13 protein-coding genes are annotated in these 14,938 nt (G+C 72.7%); 3 read left to right on the top strand and 10 right to left on the bottom strand.

Annotated elements, in window-relative coordinates; all coding sequences use genetic code 11:
- Positions 1-4 precede the first annotated feature (4 nt).
- Both ACSC1Q_RS12920 and ACSC1Q_RS12915 read right to left on the bottom strand, forming a co-directional pair.
- The gene (locus ACSC1Q_RS12920; RefSeq protein WP_436758919.1) at positions 5-1,771 is read right to left on the bottom strand and encodes a pentapeptide repeat-containing protein; all 1,767 of its coding nucleotides are present in this window, start codon (positions 1,769-1,771) and stop codon (positions 5-7) included.
- Positions 1,772-2,157: 386 nt separating this feature from the next.
- A complete protein-coding gene (locus ACSC1Q_RS12915) occupies positions 2,158-2,526 on the bottom strand; it encodes a VOC family protein (protein ID WP_436758918.1) in 369 nt (122 codons plus the stop codon).
- 299 nt (positions 2,527-2,825) lie between these two features.
- Here ACSC1Q_RS12915 and ACSC1Q_RS12910 point away from each other — a divergent pair, with 299 nt between their 5' ends.
- Positions 2,826-3,836: an EamA family transporter gene (locus ACSC1Q_RS12910; RefSeq protein WP_436758917.1), complete on the top strand. Its 1,011-nt coding sequence runs from the start codon at positions 2,826-2,828 to the stop codon at positions 3,834-3,836.
- Positions 3,837-3,940: 104 nt separating this feature from the next.
- Here ACSC1Q_RS12910 and ACSC1Q_RS12905 read toward each other — a convergent pair whose 3' ends face one another.
- Together ACSC1Q_RS12905 and ACSC1Q_RS12900 are read right to left on the bottom strand one after the other, a co-directional pair.
- Positions 3,941-4,732, bottom strand: a complete 792-nt coding sequence (locus tag ACSC1Q_RS12905) for a class II aldolase/adducin family protein (RefSeq protein WP_436758916.1) — start codon at positions 4,730-4,732, stop codon at positions 3,941-3,943.
- 83 nt (positions 4,733-4,815) lie between these two features.
- Complete coding sequence (locus ACSC1Q_RS12900) at positions 4,816-5,967, bottom strand: lactate 2-monooxygenase (protein ID WP_436758915.1); 1,152 nt, start codon at positions 5,965-5,967, stop codon at positions 4,816-4,818.
- A gap of 207 nt (positions 5,968-6,174) precedes the next feature.
- Between ACSC1Q_RS12900 and secA2 the strand changes: the two genes are divergently transcribed.
- The gene (gene secA2 / locus ACSC1Q_RS12895; RefSeq protein ID WP_495573944.1) at positions 6,175-8,376 is read left to right on the top strand and encodes an accessory Sec system translocase SecA2; all 2,202 of its coding nucleotides are present in this window, start codon (positions 6,175-6,177) and stop codon (positions 8,374-8,376) included.
- Between the two features lie 13 nt (positions 8,377-8,389).
- On the opposite strand, the gene ACSC1Q_RS12890 is transcribed toward secA2, so the two are convergent.
- Together ACSC1Q_RS12890 and ACSC1Q_RS12885 are read right to left on the bottom strand one after the other, a co-directional pair.
- Positions 8,390-8,665: a type II toxin-antitoxin system RelE family toxin gene (locus tag ACSC1Q_RS12890; RefSeq protein ID WP_436758913.1), complete on the bottom strand. Its 276-nt coding sequence runs from the start codon at positions 8,663-8,665 to the stop codon at positions 8,390-8,392.
- Positions 8,662-8,940, bottom strand: a complete 279-nt coding sequence (locus tag ACSC1Q_RS12885) for a type II toxin-antitoxin system Phd/YefM family antitoxin (protein WP_435286912.1) — start codon at positions 8,938-8,940, stop codon at positions 8,662-8,664. The genes ACSC1Q_RS12890 and ACSC1Q_RS12885 overlap by 4 nt, the downstream gene beginning before the upstream one ends.
- A gap of 142 nt (positions 8,941-9,082) precedes the next feature.
- Between ACSC1Q_RS12885 and ACSC1Q_RS12880 the strand changes: the two genes are divergently transcribed.
- Positions 9,083-9,886 carry a helix-turn-helix domain-containing protein gene (locus ACSC1Q_RS12880; protein WP_436758912.1) on the top strand — a complete coding sequence of 268 codons (804 nt, stop codon included), beginning with the start codon at positions 9,083-9,085 and terminating at the stop codon, positions 9,884-9,886.
- Between the two features lie 154 nt (positions 9,887-10,040).
- Here the strand turns inward: ACSC1Q_RS12880 and ACSC1Q_RS12875 are convergent, their stop codons facing one another.
- The 4 genes from ACSC1Q_RS12875 to ACSC1Q_RS12860 form a co-directional block, all read right to left on the bottom strand.
- Complete coding sequence (locus tag ACSC1Q_RS12875; protein ID WP_436758911.1) at positions 10,041-11,606, bottom strand: PepSY-associated TM helix domain-containing protein; 1,566 nt, start codon at positions 11,604-11,606, stop codon at positions 10,041-10,043.
- A 369-nt stretch (positions 11,607-11,975) separates the two neighbouring features.
- Positions 11,976-12,518 (bottom strand): hypothetical protein, encoded by a 543-nt coding sequence (locus ACSC1Q_RS12870; RefSeq protein WP_436758910.1) that lies wholly within the window; start codon positions 12,516-12,518, stop codon positions 11,976-11,978.
- Between the two features lie 313 nt (positions 12,519-12,831).
- Complete coding sequence (locus ACSC1Q_RS12865) at positions 12,832-14,040, bottom strand: CU044_5270 family protein (protein ID WP_436758909.1); 1,209 nt, start codon at positions 14,038-14,040, stop codon at positions 12,832-12,834.
- Positions 14,033-14,845 carry an RNA polymerase sigma factor gene (locus tag ACSC1Q_RS12860; RefSeq protein ID WP_436758908.1) on the bottom strand — a complete coding sequence of 271 codons (813 nt, stop codon included), beginning with the start codon at positions 14,843-14,845 and terminating at the stop codon, positions 14,033-14,035. Before ACSC1Q_RS12860 ends, ACSC1Q_RS12865 begins: the two co-directional genes overlap by 8 nt.
- Between the last annotated feature and the right edge of the window lie 93 nt (positions 14,846-14,938).

The following is a 14,938-nucleotide window of genomic DNA, read 5'->3' as shown; positions in this document are numbered from 1 at the left end:
ATTCCTACGAACCGGCACTTCGGGCGTGACCGGCGCCCTGTCCACCGGCCTGGACCCGACCGGCCCCCGGCCCGGCGAGCCCGCCGACATCGGTCCGGGCGTCGATGGGCTCTACGGACTCGCCGGGCTCTACGGGCCGGGAGTGCTCGGGGGCCTCGGGGTCCCTGAAGTCCTCGGAGCGCCCGGAGCGCTCAGAGCCCTCTGGGTCCTCCGGGTCCTCCGGGTTCTCGGAACCCTCGCCGGCGAGATGCGCGGTACCGTCATCGCCGGGCCGGGAGCCCTCACGGTCGCCACGCTCCTCTCGAACTTCGCGGACTTCGAGGTCCTCTCGAACTTCGAGGTCCTCGCGCTCCTCTCGGTCCTCATGAACTTCGCGGTCCTCGCGGATCTCTAGGACGAGATGCGTGGTGCCGGAGCCGTCGTCGCGGGCGGCCTCACGCCAGCCGGTGGGCCAGGAGCGCCGGACCCCGGACGTCTCGCGTACCGTCGCCTCCCAGAAGGCGGGCGCGGTCGTGAAGACGGTCTCGGCGAAGGACGCCCCTCCCTCGAAGACGGCCTGGCGGAAGACGGCCTCGTTCTCGAACACGGCGTCGCCGAAGAGCGTGGTCCCCGCGAAGGCCGTCTTGCGGAAGAGCGCCCGGTCCCTGAAGACGGCCCGGTTGAAGAACGCCGCCCGCTCGAACACGACCTCCCTGAAGTCCGCCCGGAGGGCGAACACCGCCTCCCGGAACACGGCCTCGTCCCTGAACACCGCCCCCTCGAAACCCGCCTTGTAGTCGGCCTCCCCCCAGGCCGCCCGGCCGGTGAAGACGGCTCCCCCGAACACCGCCACGCCCTCGAAGACGGCCCTGTCGAAGCGGGCGGACCCCTCGAACCTGGCTCCTCCGAACCCGGCCCGGCGCATCCGGCAGTCGACGAACCCCAGCTTCACGAGCCACGCGCCCGTGAGGTCGATGTCGACGTCCGGCCAGAACATGACGGGCCTGACCGGCTCGGACCGGCTCCAGCGCAGGTGGTTCCTGAGGATTCCCTGGGCCGTGGCGCGCACCTGGAATTCCTGCGGGTCGATGACCTCCTCCCGACCGACGGGCTCCGCCTCCGCCTCCGCCTCCACCGGCGCGGCCGGGACGGGAGGCATCCGGAGATAGGCGCAGATCACGTCGACGACCGTCTGGCGGTGTTCGGGATTGTCCTGCGCGACGCGTTCCAGGGCGTACAGGCCGGCCAGGCGCACGGCCGCCTTGTCGTGCCCGAGCTGGTCGGCCGCCTTGGTGTAGAGCTCGGTCACGCGCCGCTCGCCGGCGTCGTACTCCTGGTAGGCCTGCGTACGCTCCCCGAGCCACTGGCGGCGTACGCCCAAAAGGAGCGCCACCAGTCCTACGGCCCCGGCGCCCACGGTCAGGCCGGTCTTCACCGCGTCCAGGCGCATCTCGACGCGCTTGGTCGCGTCCGGCGCCGTGTCCGCGAGGAACAGCAGGACGGCCGTGGCGCTCCACATGGACACGACGATGAGCACGACCCCGGCGAGGACCCACCACCAGGACAGGACGCGCAGTGCCGCGCGGCCGTCCCGCCGGGGACGCGCCAGGGTCAGCCCGGCGCCCACCCCCGCGAGCACCGCGGCCACCAGCGCGAGCAGGCCGGGCAGGGGCACGTAGGCCGCCAGGTCCGGCGCCCCGGCGCGGCCCGCCACCAGCGCGGCCGCCGCCACCGCCCCCGCCGCGACGAGCGAGATCACGCCGACCGTCCCGCGCCGGGGGTGCCGCCTCATCAGTCCTCCTCGGGGGTGCGGACCTCCACCTCCGGACGAGCCTCGGGCGAGGGAGAACGGGCTCTCGGTCACCTCCGGGAAGGTCTCCGTCGCCTTCGAGGAGAAGTTCGAGGAGATGTTCAGGGAGGAGAGAGTCCGGAAGGCAACTTCAGCGCATCCCTCCAGGATCGTCCAGTCGTCCGGATGAACCCCCTGCCCCTCTGTTCCCCTCACCCCGGACGGGGCCGCTCACCCCGGACGGGGCCGCACGGTCCGGGGTCCGGGATCCGTGCGGCCGGTGATCACCCCGGTCCGAGACGCGAACGGCACCCGGTCCGCGATCAGCCCGGCCGTCGGTCACCTCGCGCCCGGCGAAGTCCGGACGGTCGGTGGTCAGTGGTCGGTGGTCATTGGCCGCTGGGCGGGCAGACGCAGAACAGGTGGCCCTCGGGGTCGGCGAGCACGACCCACTTTCCCTCGCCGGGCTGGAAGTCGGGCCGGGTGGCTCCGAGTTCCAGGTAGTCCCGGACGGCCTTCTCCAGGTCGGGCACGCGGACGTCCAGGTGGAACTGCTTGTCGGGACCCGGCCACGTGGACGGCTTGCGGTCGGGGTTCTGCTGGAAGTAGATGCTCGTCGTGCCGTCGCCGATACCGGCGTAGGTGTCCTCCGCGTACTGGACCTCGTAACCGCCGAGGACGGCCGCGTAGAACTCGGCCAGCCGCCTGGGTTCGGCGCAGTCGATGGTCACGGCGACGAGTTGTGCTTTCGTGGTCATGGAACGATCGTCCCGCCCATACCTGTCAGCCGCTGTCACGTTTGCCGGAGCGGTTGCCGGAGCGGTTCCCGGGCGGTTCCCGGACCGGGCGACGGGTGCCGGTACACGGGCCGGAATAAGCGGTGGCCGCCGTGAGGAGTGCCTGGTTAGGGTGTCTCCGTGTTTCTGATCGTTTCCCCGCCGACCGCCCGCTAGCGGGCGGCCCTCTCTCCTGACGACCGGACCCGAGCGGTCCGGTGGGTGCTTGCCGTCCGCATACGCGCGACCTGACGACAACCACCTCATCTGGAGAGACCTCCATGACGCATGTCTCCGTGCGGCGGGGCCTGCTGTACGTGTCCATCGCGGCGACCGCCTGGGGCACCGGCGGCGCCGCCGGCGCGCTGCTCCACCAGACGGGCGGGCTCGGCCCCGTCGCCGTCTCCTTCTGGCGGTTCGCCGCCGGAGCGGCCGTGCTCCTGCTGGCCAGGCTCCTGTTCGGCCTCGGCGGCCCCCGGCACGCCGGGCCACTCACCACCCTCCGGCCGGCCCGACTCACCGGACCACCGACCACCGTCCGGCGAACCCGTTCCACCGGACCGCTCGCCGTCCTCCGGCGGGCCCGACTCGCCCGGCGGGGTTCGGTGTTCGGGCGGGTCCTGGTCACCGGTGTGGCGATGGCCGTCTACCAGACGGCCTACTTCGCGGCGATCGCCGAGTCGGGCCTGGCCGTGGCGACCGTGGTCACGATCGGAGCCACCCCCGTCCTGGTGGCCGCGGGCGGGCGGCTGCTGCTGGGTGAGCGCCTGAGCGCCACCGGGCTGGGCGCGGTCGTGATCGCCCTGACCGGCCTGGCCATGCTGACGCTCGGCGACGGGCCGGCGGCCTTCTCGGCGGCCGGTGTCGGGTGGGCCCTGCTGTCGGCGGCCGGGTACGCGGGCGTGACCCTGCTCAACCGGGCCTCCACCGACGAGCCGTACGCCACCGCGACGGGCGGCTTCGTCGTCGGCGGGCTCTGCCTGCTCCCCGTCGCACTGGCCCAGGGTCTGCTGCCCTCCGGTGACCCGCTCGCCTCCTGGGCGATCGTCGTCTACCTCGGTACGGTCCCGACGGCCCTGGCCTACGGGCTCTTCTTCACCGGTCTCGTGGCGGTACGGGCCACGACGGCCGCCGTGATCTCCCTTGTCGAGCCGGTCGGCGCGGCGATCCTGGGAATCCTGCTGCTCGGCGAACGGCTCACCCCCGCGGCGGCGTGCGGGAGCGCCCTGCTGCTCGGCGCGGTCGCCCTGCTCGCCCTAAGGGAGAGGGGGCAGGCGGCCGCCCCGGTGTGATCGGGCGGCCCGCGAGGGTCCCGTGACGACGATTCGTACGGGACCCTCGCGGGACCTCGGCCGGACAAGACCTCTGCCGGACAGGGCCTCGGTCGAACGGGGCCTCAGTCGAACAGGTCGGGCTCGGTGGCGGCGATCTGGTCGTACAGGGGCTGGAAGTTGATCCAGCCGGCCGTGTCGTCGCCGATCTGGCCGTGGGTGAGCTTGGCGTTCTCGTGGGTGATCCGGACGGTGGGCCCCGCGGCCTTGGCCAGGAGCTGGGCCTGGCACGAACGTTCCATCGTGATGAACCACCAGGCGGCGGCGTCCACGCTGTCGCCCACCGTCAGCAACCCGTGGTTGCGCAGGATCACCGCCTTGTGGGAACCGAGGGCCTGGGCGATGCGGCGGCCCTCCTCCGTCTCCAGGACGACGCCGGTGTAGTCGTCGAACAGGGCGTGGTCCTCGTAGAAGGCGCAGGCGTCCTGGGTGAGCGGTTCCAGGAGCGTGCCGAGCGACGACAGCGCCTTGCCGTGCACCGAGTGGCTGTGCGCGGCGGCGACCACGTCCGGCCTGGCCTGGTGGACCATCGAGTGGATCGCGAAGGCGGCCCTGTTGACGTGGTGGCGGCCGTCGACCACCTGGCCCTCGTGGTTGACGAGGATCAGGTCGCTCACCTTGATGTGCCTGAACGACATGCCGAACGGGTTCACCCAGAAATGGTCGGTGTGCTCGGGGTCGCGGACGGTGATGTGCCCGGCCACCCCCTCCTCGAAGCCGAACCCGCCGAACAGCCGCAGCGCCGCGACCAGGCGTTCCCTGCGGTGGCGGCGCTCCTCCTCCACGGTCTCGAACTTCCGCGGCAGCCGGAAGACGAGCTGGTCACGGGGAACGGGCCGCAAGTCGGACAGGCTCACGGTTCCTCCAGGACGATCACGGTTCCTCCAGGACGGTCACAGGTCCTCCAGGCTCCAGGGCGGTCACAGGGCCTCCAGTGCGGTTACAGGGCCTCCAGGGCGGAAGGGTCGAGATCGGCGGGACGGCTGTAGCCCGCCAGGCCGAGGGTGAGGTCGAGCTCGGCGAGCAGGCCTCGCACCACGTGGCGGACGCCCTCCTCGCCGCCCGCGGCCAGGCCCCAGACGTACGGCCTGCCGAGGAGCACGGCACGCGCGCCGAGGGCGAGGGCCTTGACGATGTCGGAGCCGGTGCGGATGCCCGAGTCGAACAACACGGTCAGCCGGTCGCCCACGGCCGCCGCGATCGCGGGGAGCGCGTCGAGCGAGGCCGTGGCGCCGTCGATCTGGCGGCCCCCGTGGTTGGAGACGACGATGCCGTCCATGCCCGCGTCCGCGGCGCGCAGGGCGTCGTCCACGTGCTGGATCCCCTTGAGGACGATCGGCCCGTCCCAGTTGTCGCGGAGCAGGGCCAGCTGGTCCCAGGTGTGGGGGCGGCCGTTGAACATCGGCACCCACTGCATGATCGCCGCGTCGAGGTCCTCCTCGACCGGACGGGCCAGCTTGGCGCGGAACACCGGGTCAGACAGCGGGATCGCCAGGCCGGTCCCGCGCAGGAACGGCAGGTAGGCGTGGTCGAGGTCGTGCGGGCGCCAGGCCAGGGTCCAGGTGTCGAGGGTGACGACCAGGGTGTCGTAGCCGTTCTTCGCGGCCCGGTCGAGCAGGCTGAGCGTGACCTCGTCGTCGTGCGGCCAGTAGAGCTGGTACCAGCGGGGGCCGTCGGCCTCGGCCACCTCCTCCAGCGTGTGGGACGCGGCGGTGCTCAGCACCGTGGGAATGCCGAGCGAGGCGGCGGCCCTAGCGGTGGCGAGCTCGCCGTCCGGGTGCACGATCGACTGCACCCCGATCGGGGCGAGGGCGAGCGGCGCGGGGTAGGTCCTGCCGAACAGCTCGACGCCGAGGTCCCTGACCGGGACGTCGCGGAGCATCCTGGGCACGATCCTCCGGCGGTCGAACGCCTCTCGGTTGGCGCGCTCGGTCGCGCCGGTCCCGGCGGAACCGGCCACGTACCAGTACGGTCCGGGGTCGAGCCGCTCGCGCGCCACCCGCTCCAGCTCGGCGACGGACGTCGAGTACGGGGGCGGGGTCCCGACCAGGCCGTTGAGGTAGATCTCGTACTGGTAATCGGAGAAGGCCATGTTCCAACCTTTGTTCCGATCACCGTGGATGTCTACGGCTTGTTGGCTAAAATCACATCCGACTTATCCCGCTATGACAGGACAAGTCACCGGTGCCCCGAAACCTGGCAGGAGCACCCCGATCCTGAACGGCCGATCTTTGCACCACAATGTGCGGAGAGACGGAACGCGAGCCCGGGGACGGGCGTTGGAGGGAACGTGGCCTCGATTACCCAGCTCTTCAGGCGGTTCCTCGAACGCCCCGGCACCATCGACCTCTCGAAGTTCGAGAAGGTCGTCGCGGAGGCCGGGACCCGCGAGGAGCGGATCCGCGCGCTCGACGAGCTGCCCGTGCCGTCGGCCGACGACCTTCCCGAGTTCTGCGCGATCGTGCGCGAGGCCGCGCGCCGCGCGCTCGACCTGCGGCCGTACGACGTGCAGCTGGTCGGCATGCTGGCGATGCTGTCGGGAAACGTCGCGGAGATGGCCACCGGCGAGGGCAAGACCCTGTCCGGCGCGATGGCCGCCGCCGGATACGCCCTGCAGGGCAAGCGCGTCCACGTCATCTCGGTCAACGACTACCTGGCCCAGCGTGACGCCGAGTGGATGGGCCCCCTCTACGCGGCGCTCGGCGTCTCCTGCGGCTGGATCGGCCAGAACTCCACCCCCGAGGAGCGCCGGGCGGCCTACGCGGCGGACGTGACGTACGGCTCGGTCAGCGAGATCGGCTTCGACGTGCTGCGCGACCGGCTGAGCACGAGCGTGGACGACCTGATCGTGCCCGCTCCGGCCGTGGCGCTGGTCGACGAGGCCGACTCCGTGCTGGTCGACGAGGCCCGGGTGCCGCTGGTGCTCGCCGGTGCCGCCGACCCGGGCGACGCGGTCCCGGAGATGGCCGTGCTGGTCAGGCAGCTGGTCAAGGGCTACCACTACGAGCTCGACGACCAGGCGCGCAACGTCCATCTGACGAGCAAGGGCATCGACACCGTCGAGCAGGCGCTCGGCCTCGACCTCTACGACACCCCGGCCACCCTGACGGACGTCAACCTCGCGCTGCACGCGCACGCCCTGCTCACCAAGGACGTCGACTACATCGTCCGCGACGGCAAGGTGCACCTGATCAACCCCTCCCGGGGCCGGGTGGCGCTGCTGCAGCGCTGGCCCGACGGGCTGCAGGCGGCGGTGGAGGCCAAGGAGGCGCTCTCGCCGTCGGAGACCGGCGAGATCCTCGACTCGATCACCGTCCAGGCGCTGATCACCCGTTACCCGGAGAAGTGCGGCATGACCGGCACCGCGGTGGCGGTCGGCGACCAGCTGCGGGAGTTCTACGACCTCAAGGTGGCCGTGGTCCAGCCCAACCGGCCGAACGTGCGGATCGACGAGCCCGACCGCCTCTTCGAGTACCGCATGGAGAAGGACCTCGCGCTGGTCGAGGAGATCGTCGAGGTGCACGCCACCGGCCGGCCGATCCTGATCGGCACCCTGGACGTGGCCGAGTCCGAGCGCCTGTCGCTCACCCTGGCCGGGCGCGGGCTGGAGTGCGTGGTCCTCAACGCCAAGAACGACGCCGAGGAGGCGGCCATCATCTCCCGGGCCGGGGAGCGCGGCGCGCTCACGGTCTCCACCCAGATGGCCGGGCGCGGCACCGACATCCGCCTCGGCGAGGGCGTCGACGAGCTCGGCGGCCTGTACGTCATCGGCTCGGGCCGGCACACCAGCAGCCGCCTGGACGACCAGCTCCGCGGGCGCGCGGGCCGCCAGGGCGACCCCGGCGGCTCGATCTTCCTCGTCAGCGGCGAGGACGAGCTGATCACCCACTACGTCGCCGACGAGTACGCCAAGGGCGTGCCGGAGCACTCCCTCGTGGGCCACGCCCAGCGGGTCGCCGAGGGCGTCAACATGGAGATCCACCGCAACACCTGGCGCTACACCCGGCTGCTGGAGCGGCAGCGCGGCGAGCTGCTGGAGCGCCGCGACCGGGTCCTGCGCGACGACGTGGCCGGCGACGCGCTGGCCAAGGCGGCCCCCGAGCGGTGGGCGGAGCTGGCGGAGAGCGTCGACGAGGAGGTGCTGCGCGAGGCGGCCCGCCAGATCGTGCTGTTCCACCTCGACCGGGGCTGGGCCGACCACCTGGCGTACCTGGCGGAGCTGCGGGAGGGCATCCACCTGCGGGTCCTCGGCAGGCTCAACCCGATCGACGAGTTCCACAAGGACGCCGTCCCGGCGTACCAGCGCCTGCTGGCCGAGATCGAGTCACGCTCGGTCGAGACCTTCGAGACCGCGTCCGTCACCGAGGAGGGCCTCGACCTGGAGGGAGCGGGCCTCAAGCGCCCCACCGCCACCTGGACCTACCTCGTCCAGGACAACCCCTTCGGCACCGAGTGGGACCGCATCCTCAACCGCCTCGCCACCAAGGTCCGCCGCCGCTGACCGGGATCACCCCTCACCGCGACCGGTAGGCGTCCGACCGATGCTGAATGGTGACCACTTGGACCACGACCGTGTCGTCGTCGATCAGGTAGAGCACCCGGTATTCGCCCCGGCGCGCCGACCACTGCGGGGCGAGGGGCTCGTCGAGAGGCCTGCCCACCCGGCGAGGGTTGTCCAGGAGCGGGCCGGTGATGAACTCCCAGACCGCCGGGACGACCTTCGCCGGCAGCCGCTCGGCGAGGTCCTGCCTGGCGCGGCGGGTGAGGCTGAGCTCATATCGCCTGCTCACAGACGACCGGTCCGGCGGAGCTCGGCCTCCACCTCCTCAAGGGAGGAGACGCGTCCCGACTCCAGGTCGGCGAGCCCTTCGCGGATGGCCGCCACCGTTTCCGTCGAGGCGAGAATCTCGATCATCTCGCGCATCGTCTCGTAGTCGTCGGCGGCCAGCAGCACGGCGGCGGGCAGGCCGTTGCGAGTGATCTCAAAGCGCTCGTGGGTGCTGACGGCGGACTCGACGATGCCGGAGAGCCGGTTTCTCGCGTCCGCGAGAGGAAGAACAGTCATGTACATAATTCTAGCCAACATGGACCGCGGTAACCAGCGATCCGAATTCTTCAAGGAAGCGCGAGCTTCAGCGCCGACATCATGGCGCGCGTTACGTGTGTGGTAATGGTTTCGCCGATCGCCGCCGGTTATCGTGGCGTACGTGACCACCACCAGCGCGTCCCGGCCGGTAGGCGAGCTTCTGCGCCAGTGGCGGGAACGACGGCGGATGAGCCAGATGGACCTCGCGATCCAGGCCGACATCTCCACCAGGCACCTGAGCTTCGTGGAGACGGGCCGGTCCAAGCCGAGCAGGGACATGATCCTGCACCTCGCGGAGGAGCTGGAGCTCCCGCTGCGCGAGCGCAACCACCTGCTGCTGTCCGGCGGGTTCGCGCCGCTCTACGCGGAGACGCCGCTCAACTCACCGCACATGGCGTCGGTACGGGAGGCGCTGGGGCAGGTGCTGAGCGGGCACGAACCGTACCCGGCGATCGTCGTCGACCAGCGCTGGAACCTCGTCGACCGCAACGCCGCGACCGGGCTGCTGCTGCGCGGGGTCGCGCCGGAGCTGCTCGTCCCCCCGGTCAACGTGCTGCGGCTGAGCCTGCACCCCAAGGGCATGGCGCAGCGGATCATCAACCTGGGCGAGTGGCGGGCCCACCTGCTCCACCGGCTCCGCCGCCAGATGAGCCTCACCGCCGACCCCGAGCTGGCGGCGCTCTGGCAGGAGCTCGACGACTACCCCTGCGACCAGCCGGAGCCGGAGATCGACCGGCCGGGGCCCGGCGACATCGTGATCCCCCTCCGGCTCCGCCGCGGCTACCGGGAGCTGGCCTTCTTCAGCACCATGGCCACCTTCGGCACCCCGCTGGACATCACCGTCGCCGAGCTCGCCATCGAGGCGTACTTCCCGGCGAACCCGGAGACCGCCGCCTACCTGCAGCACCAGCACCACCCCGACTGAGCCGGGGCGGAGACGGGGCTGGGCCGGGGCGGGGGCGCGGCGTGCGCCCCACGCCGCGCCCCCGCCGCCCCCGCCGTCCCGGCCGGGCCGCCGGTGTCACTCGTCACCGGCCGGCCCGGGTCCTGGAAGGTCCTTCAGTCGCCCTCGGCGGGTCTCAGCCGGACACCCCGGCCTCGGACTTGCCGGACTCGCCGGTCTCGCTCGGCTCATCCGACTCGCCGGGCTCGCCGGAGTCGCCGGAGTCGCCGGGCTCGCCCGGCCCCTCGGCGTCCCGCTTCTTCGCGCGTGACGCCGCGACCCTGGCGAGGACGACGTCGACCACGAGGAAGGCGAGCAGCGAGACGCCCAGGAGCGGGAGGAACACGCCCACCGCGATCGCGACGGCCGCCAGGGGCAGGGCCACGGCGAGGGGCAGCCGCCGCAGGCCGCCGCGCTCGTAGGGGACGCCGAACCCGCGGGTCGGGCGGCGCAGCCACCACATCCGGTAGCCCCACACGATGACCGAGATCAGCGCCAGGGCCAGCACGCCGAGCAGGATCTGGTTGGCCAGGCCGAACAGCACTCCCATGTGCCCGTCGATGCCCCACCGGGTCAGCTTGGCGCCGATGGGGAAGTCGTCGAAGCGCAGCTCGGCGACCGCCTGGCCGCTCGCGGCGTCGACCGCCACCTGGTCGTTGCGCTGCGGCCAGAGGCGGTCCGTCTCCTTGACGACGTACGGGTCGCCCGCCTCGGCCGGCCAGACGATCTCCATGGGTCCGGAGAGTCCCTTGCCCGCCGCCGCCTGGACGACCCGGTCGGGGTCGGCGGCCGGGGCGGCACCCGCGTCCCCTCCGGCGCCGCCACCGTGGTCACCGTGACCGCCGGAGACGGGCATCGACGGGGTGCCCCAGCCGATCGCCCTCTGGATCACGTCGACGTTGGCTCCCGCGTACTTCGACCAGGTCAGGCCGGTGGCCGACAGGGCGAGCAGGCCGACCAGCGCCCACAGGCCGACCGAGCCGTGCCAGGAGAGGGTCTTGCGCTGGCCGCGGGCGCCGCGCTCGGGGGCGACGAGGCGGCGCAGCCGCTGACCGGCACGGCGGCGGCGGGTCAGCCACAGCACCAGGCCGCCGAGCCCGACCAGCCACAGCCAGCTCGCGGCCATCTCGCTGTAGACACGCCCCGGCTCGCCCAGGTGCAGGTGGCGGTGGAGCTGGGAGATCCAGGTCCGCACGGGCAGGGCGCCCGAGCCGCCGTAGCTCTCCAGCGTCCCGCGGACCTGGGCGGTGTACGGGTCGACGAAGACCGCCGTGCGGACGCTCTCCGGGAGGCCGGGGTCGTTGAACAGCACCCGGGTCGTCGCGTCGGGCTCGTCGTAGGTCCACACGGCCCCGATCGTCCCGCCGGGGTGCGCGGTGGTCGCGGCGGCGACCTGCCGCGCCAGGGGCAGCTTCTGCTGCCCGGCCGGTACGGGAACCGTCAGCTCGTGGGAGTGGACCACCTTCTCCAGCTGGAAGGAGGCGGCGTACAGCAGGCCGGTCGTCGCGGCCACCAGCAGGAAGGGCGCGACGAGGATCCCGGCGTAGAAGTGCAGGCGGAGCAGGAGCGAGCGCAGCGTCGCCCAGGTGGAGGGCACCGGGGACCCGGAAGACACAGGGGACACAGGGGACGCGGGGGTCACGGGGGCCGGGGACGATCCGGACGGCCCGGTCTCGGGCTGGATCTCGACGTCAGACGTCATGGGGAGGGTTCTCCGTTCGCAGGGAACGCGCGCACCGTCAGGTACGCGCCACCGCGGTGTGAGGTTCGGTTCGGCGTCGCGAAAGGGCGGGCGGGAATCCGGTTCCCACCCGCCGGAGGCATGGTGGGAGCCGGGCGCGCGGCCCGTTGGCGTTCGGTGCTGGCAGGTGCTGCCGCTACCACCGGCTGGCGGACGCCGCCCGTACTACGCGGGCGGCGCCGGTGTCACCGGGAGCCGGTGGGCGTCGACATCCGGGCTCACCGGCCGGGGAGGGCGCGACGGCGCGACGACCCGCGACCGGGGAGGGTACGGCGCCCGGAGACGCGGGCCCGCGAGGGCACGGCGGCGTCCGGGCGCGACGGCCCGATGTCAGACGGCGTACGAGGGCGCGGGCGGCCCGCGGCGCGAGACGGCGGCGGCGAGCAGCCGGGCGACCGGTGGCACCCGGTCGGCGGGCGCGGCGGGGAGCACGACGCTGCCGGTGACGGGGGCGCGCCACCGCAGCGGGGTGAGCACCGAGGCGAAGAGCAGGAACAGGAGCGTGGCCAGGCCGCACTCCCCCCGCTCCAGCCAGTGGGCCGACAGCAACGCCGTCACGACGTGCACCAGCACCATGAACAGGCCGGTGGACAGGTCACCGGCGCCGTGCTCGTGCCCGGTCGACGGTGGCACCGCGCCGGAGGTGAACCAGAGGTGCATGCCGTACTGCGCGGCGAAACTCGCCCCCAGCAGCATGCCGAAACCGCGCTGCCGCCGGGCGAGCGCGAACGCGCCCGCCGCGGTCGGCAGTATCGCCCAGGCCAGCACGCCCGGTCCCACCGGGCTGCCTCCGGCCAGCACGTGCATGGCCAACGACGCCGTCACGCACACGACCGCGAACACCGCGGCGCGAACAAAACGGAAGGCATGCATGGGGCAATGGTGACAGAGAATGTTGAATTCTCCAGCCCTTGAACTGTGGAAAAGAGTGTGGATTAATACCACTCGACCCGTGCGTCACGATTGCACGGTCTGTGCTAACCGTGTGTGTCCCGTGGGCCGACCAGGTGTTCCCGGCGGGCGGATCGCGGGCCGGTCATGTGCTTGTCGCGGGTGGGGCGGCGGTGCGGGGCGGGCGCCGGTTCCACCTCGGCCACCGGGACATGGCCTACCGGGACCCGGCCCCCGGGGCGCCCCGGTTACCCCGGGTTCTCGCACCGCCGCCGGTCCACCTGTGCCGCCGTTGCTACCTGTGCCGCGCCTCCGACGCGGGGCCGGCATCATCGGGCACGGGATCGGCGCCGTCAGAAGCGGAGTCGGCCACCTCGGGCGCGGGGGCGGCGCCGTCGGGCGCGGGGTCGGCCACCTCGGGCGCGCCGTCGGCGACCTCGACCTTCAGCTGTGCCGTCGAGGTCAGCAGGGTGCCCTCGGGCGCTCCCGCCCTGGCCGCGTCCGTCACGACGACGCGCTCGCCCAGGTACAGGTAGGTGGCGGGATCGAAGATGTACTCGTGCCGCACCCCGCCGAGCGTGTTGGCCATCGCCACCGCGACCCCCTCGCGCCCGGCGGCGTCCTCGGCCCTGTCGACGGTCTCGACGCCGGGGATCGTGCCGGCCGCCCGGAACAGGGCGGCTCGCTGGGCGGACGGCAGGTACGCCTGCGTGATCATCGAGCCGACACTCCCCCACGCCTTGTAGTCGGCCAGCGGGTCCTGGGCCAGCCCTTTGTAGAGGTGCTCGCGCATCCTCGCGGGATCGGCGGGCAACCGGCTCAGGTAGGCGTAGTCGGTGCGCTGGTGCTCGGCGCGGACGTCGTAGCCGGTGAGCCTCGACGGCGGCACGACGGTCCCCGCCCTGCGCCTGGCCTCGGCGGGCAGCGGCTCCCCGGGGAACGGCCTCGGCTCCAGGTGCTCGCTCGCCATGACCCCTCCGTCCAGGGCGGAGCCCTCGACCGGCAGCCACACCTTGAACAGGCTGCGGGCGAGGTAGCGAACCTCCTTCCCGCCCTCCCGCAGCTTGACCGGGAACATGACCTGCAGCTCGTACGCGAGGAACTGGCCGGGCTTCGGGTACAGCTCGTCGCGCTCGCCCGCGGTGTTGGCGGCCCGCTGGAGGACCGCCGACATCGCCACGGGCGTCACCCGGACGGCCGTCCCCGGCCGGGGGGGCGAGCCGGTGTCGACGAACCCGAGTCCCACGACCAGCGCGGCCCCTGCCCCCACCGCCAGGCTCGTCCCCAGGCTCAGCCTGAGGTTCCCCCGGAGGCCCGCCCGGCGGCCCTTACGGCCCTCGCGGCCCTTACGGCCCTCGCGGCCCTCGCGGCCCTCGCGGCCGGACGGTGCCGCGCCGAGGGCGGCGATCTCCGACAGCAACCGCCGCTCCTCCGCGCGCAGTTCCGCCGGGCCCGGCCGGGGCACTTCCGAGCGCAGCCGGTCCATCTGGGTCATCTCATCCATGGAAGGTCTCCTCGCTGACGGACGTGGGGTCGACCCCGCCGAGTTCCTTGCGCACCTTGCTCCTAGCCCGGTTGACGCGCGAGCGGACCGTGCCCACCGGGATGCCCATCGCCTGGGCGGCCTCCGGGTAGGTGAGGCCGCCCCACGTGACCAGCAGCAGCACGTCCCGGTGGCCCGCGGGCAGCCTCGCCAGGGCGGCCGCCAGCCTCCGCCGCGCGGCACCGGCGCTCAGCCGCTCGTCGCTGCGCTCGGTGAACGGGACGGTCACCGGGTCGACACCGGTCCGTTCGAGGACGCGCAACTGCCGCACCTCGACACGCTTGTGCCGCCTGACCAGGTTGGTCGCGATGCCGTACAGCCACGGGCGCGCGCTGGGCCGCGCCGGGTCGTAGCCCTCCCTGCCGCGGAACGCCACGAGGAAGGTGTCCGCCACGACGTCCTCGGCCGCGTCGGCTCCCAGCCGCCGGGTGACGTAGCGCTTGATCTCCGGCGCGTGCCGGTGGAAGACCTCGGCGAACGCCTCCGGCTCCCGGCGTGACAGCACGATGAGGGAGGCGTCGTCGGCCTCCGTACCGTCGACGAGGGACCCGGCGGGAGAGGGGGCACGGTCCCGTACCCCGTCGGCGGGGAGGGCGTCGCGCCCCCCTCCCCCACCGGCGAGGAGGGCGTCGTGGTCCCCTCCCCCACCGGTGGGGAAGAGGTCACGGCCCCCCGCTCCGCCGGTGGGGGAGGCGTCACGGTCCCCTTCCCGGTCGACGGGGAAGGTGCCGCCCTCCCCCGTCCGGGTCCGGCTCGTTTCACTCATATCCGGCCTCTCGGCTCTCGGTCAGGACACCCGTTGTTGCCCTCCCGCGTGCCCGCGGTTCCCGAAAGCGTCCCGGCGACCGGACGCGGCCCC

The sequence above is a fragment of the Streptosporangium heterodermiicola genome (genome assembly GCF_051390675.1).
GTDB lineage: Bacteria > Actinomycetota > Actinomycetes > Streptosporangiales > Streptosporangiaceae > Streptosporangium.
This window is presented reverse-complemented; position numbering and strand designations above follow the sequence as displayed.

Coding starts and splice junctions, on each gene's coding strand:
- ACSC1Q_RS12865 (WP_436758909.1), bottom strand. CDS start 14,040: ATGGATGAGATGACCCAGATGGACCGGCTGCGCTCGGAAGTGCCCCGG.
- ACSC1Q_RS12870 (WP_436758910.1), bottom strand. CDS start 12,518: ATGCATGCCTTCCGTTTTGTTCGCGCCGCGGTGTTCGCGGTCGTGTGC.
- ACSC1Q_RS12860 (WP_436758908.1), bottom strand. CDS start 14,845: ATGAGTGAAACGAGCCGGACCCGGACGGGGGAGGGCGGCACCTTCCCC.
- ACSC1Q_RS12900 (WP_436758915.1), bottom strand. CDS start 5,967: ATGGCCTTCTCCGATTACCAGTACGAGATCTACCTCAACGGCCTGGTC.
- ACSC1Q_RS12915 (WP_436758918.1), bottom strand. CDS start 2,526: ATGACCACGAAAGCACAACTCGTCGCCGTGACCATCGACTGCGCCGAA.
- ACSC1Q_RS12920 (WP_436758919.1), bottom strand. CDS start 1,771: ATGAGGCGGCACCCCCGGCGCGGGACGGTCGGCGTGATCTCGCTCGTC.
- ACSC1Q_RS12910 (WP_436758917.1), top strand. CDS start 2,826: ATGACGCATGTCTCCGTGCGGCGGGGCCTGCTGTACGTGTCCATCGCG.
- ACSC1Q_RS12885 (WP_435286912.1), bottom strand. CDS start 8,940: ATGACTGTTCTTCCTCTCGCGGACGCGAGAAACCGGCTCTCCGGCATC.
- ACSC1Q_RS12875 (WP_436758911.1), bottom strand. CDS start 11,606: ATGACGTCTGACGTCGAGATCCAGCCCGAGACCGGGCCGTCCGGATCG.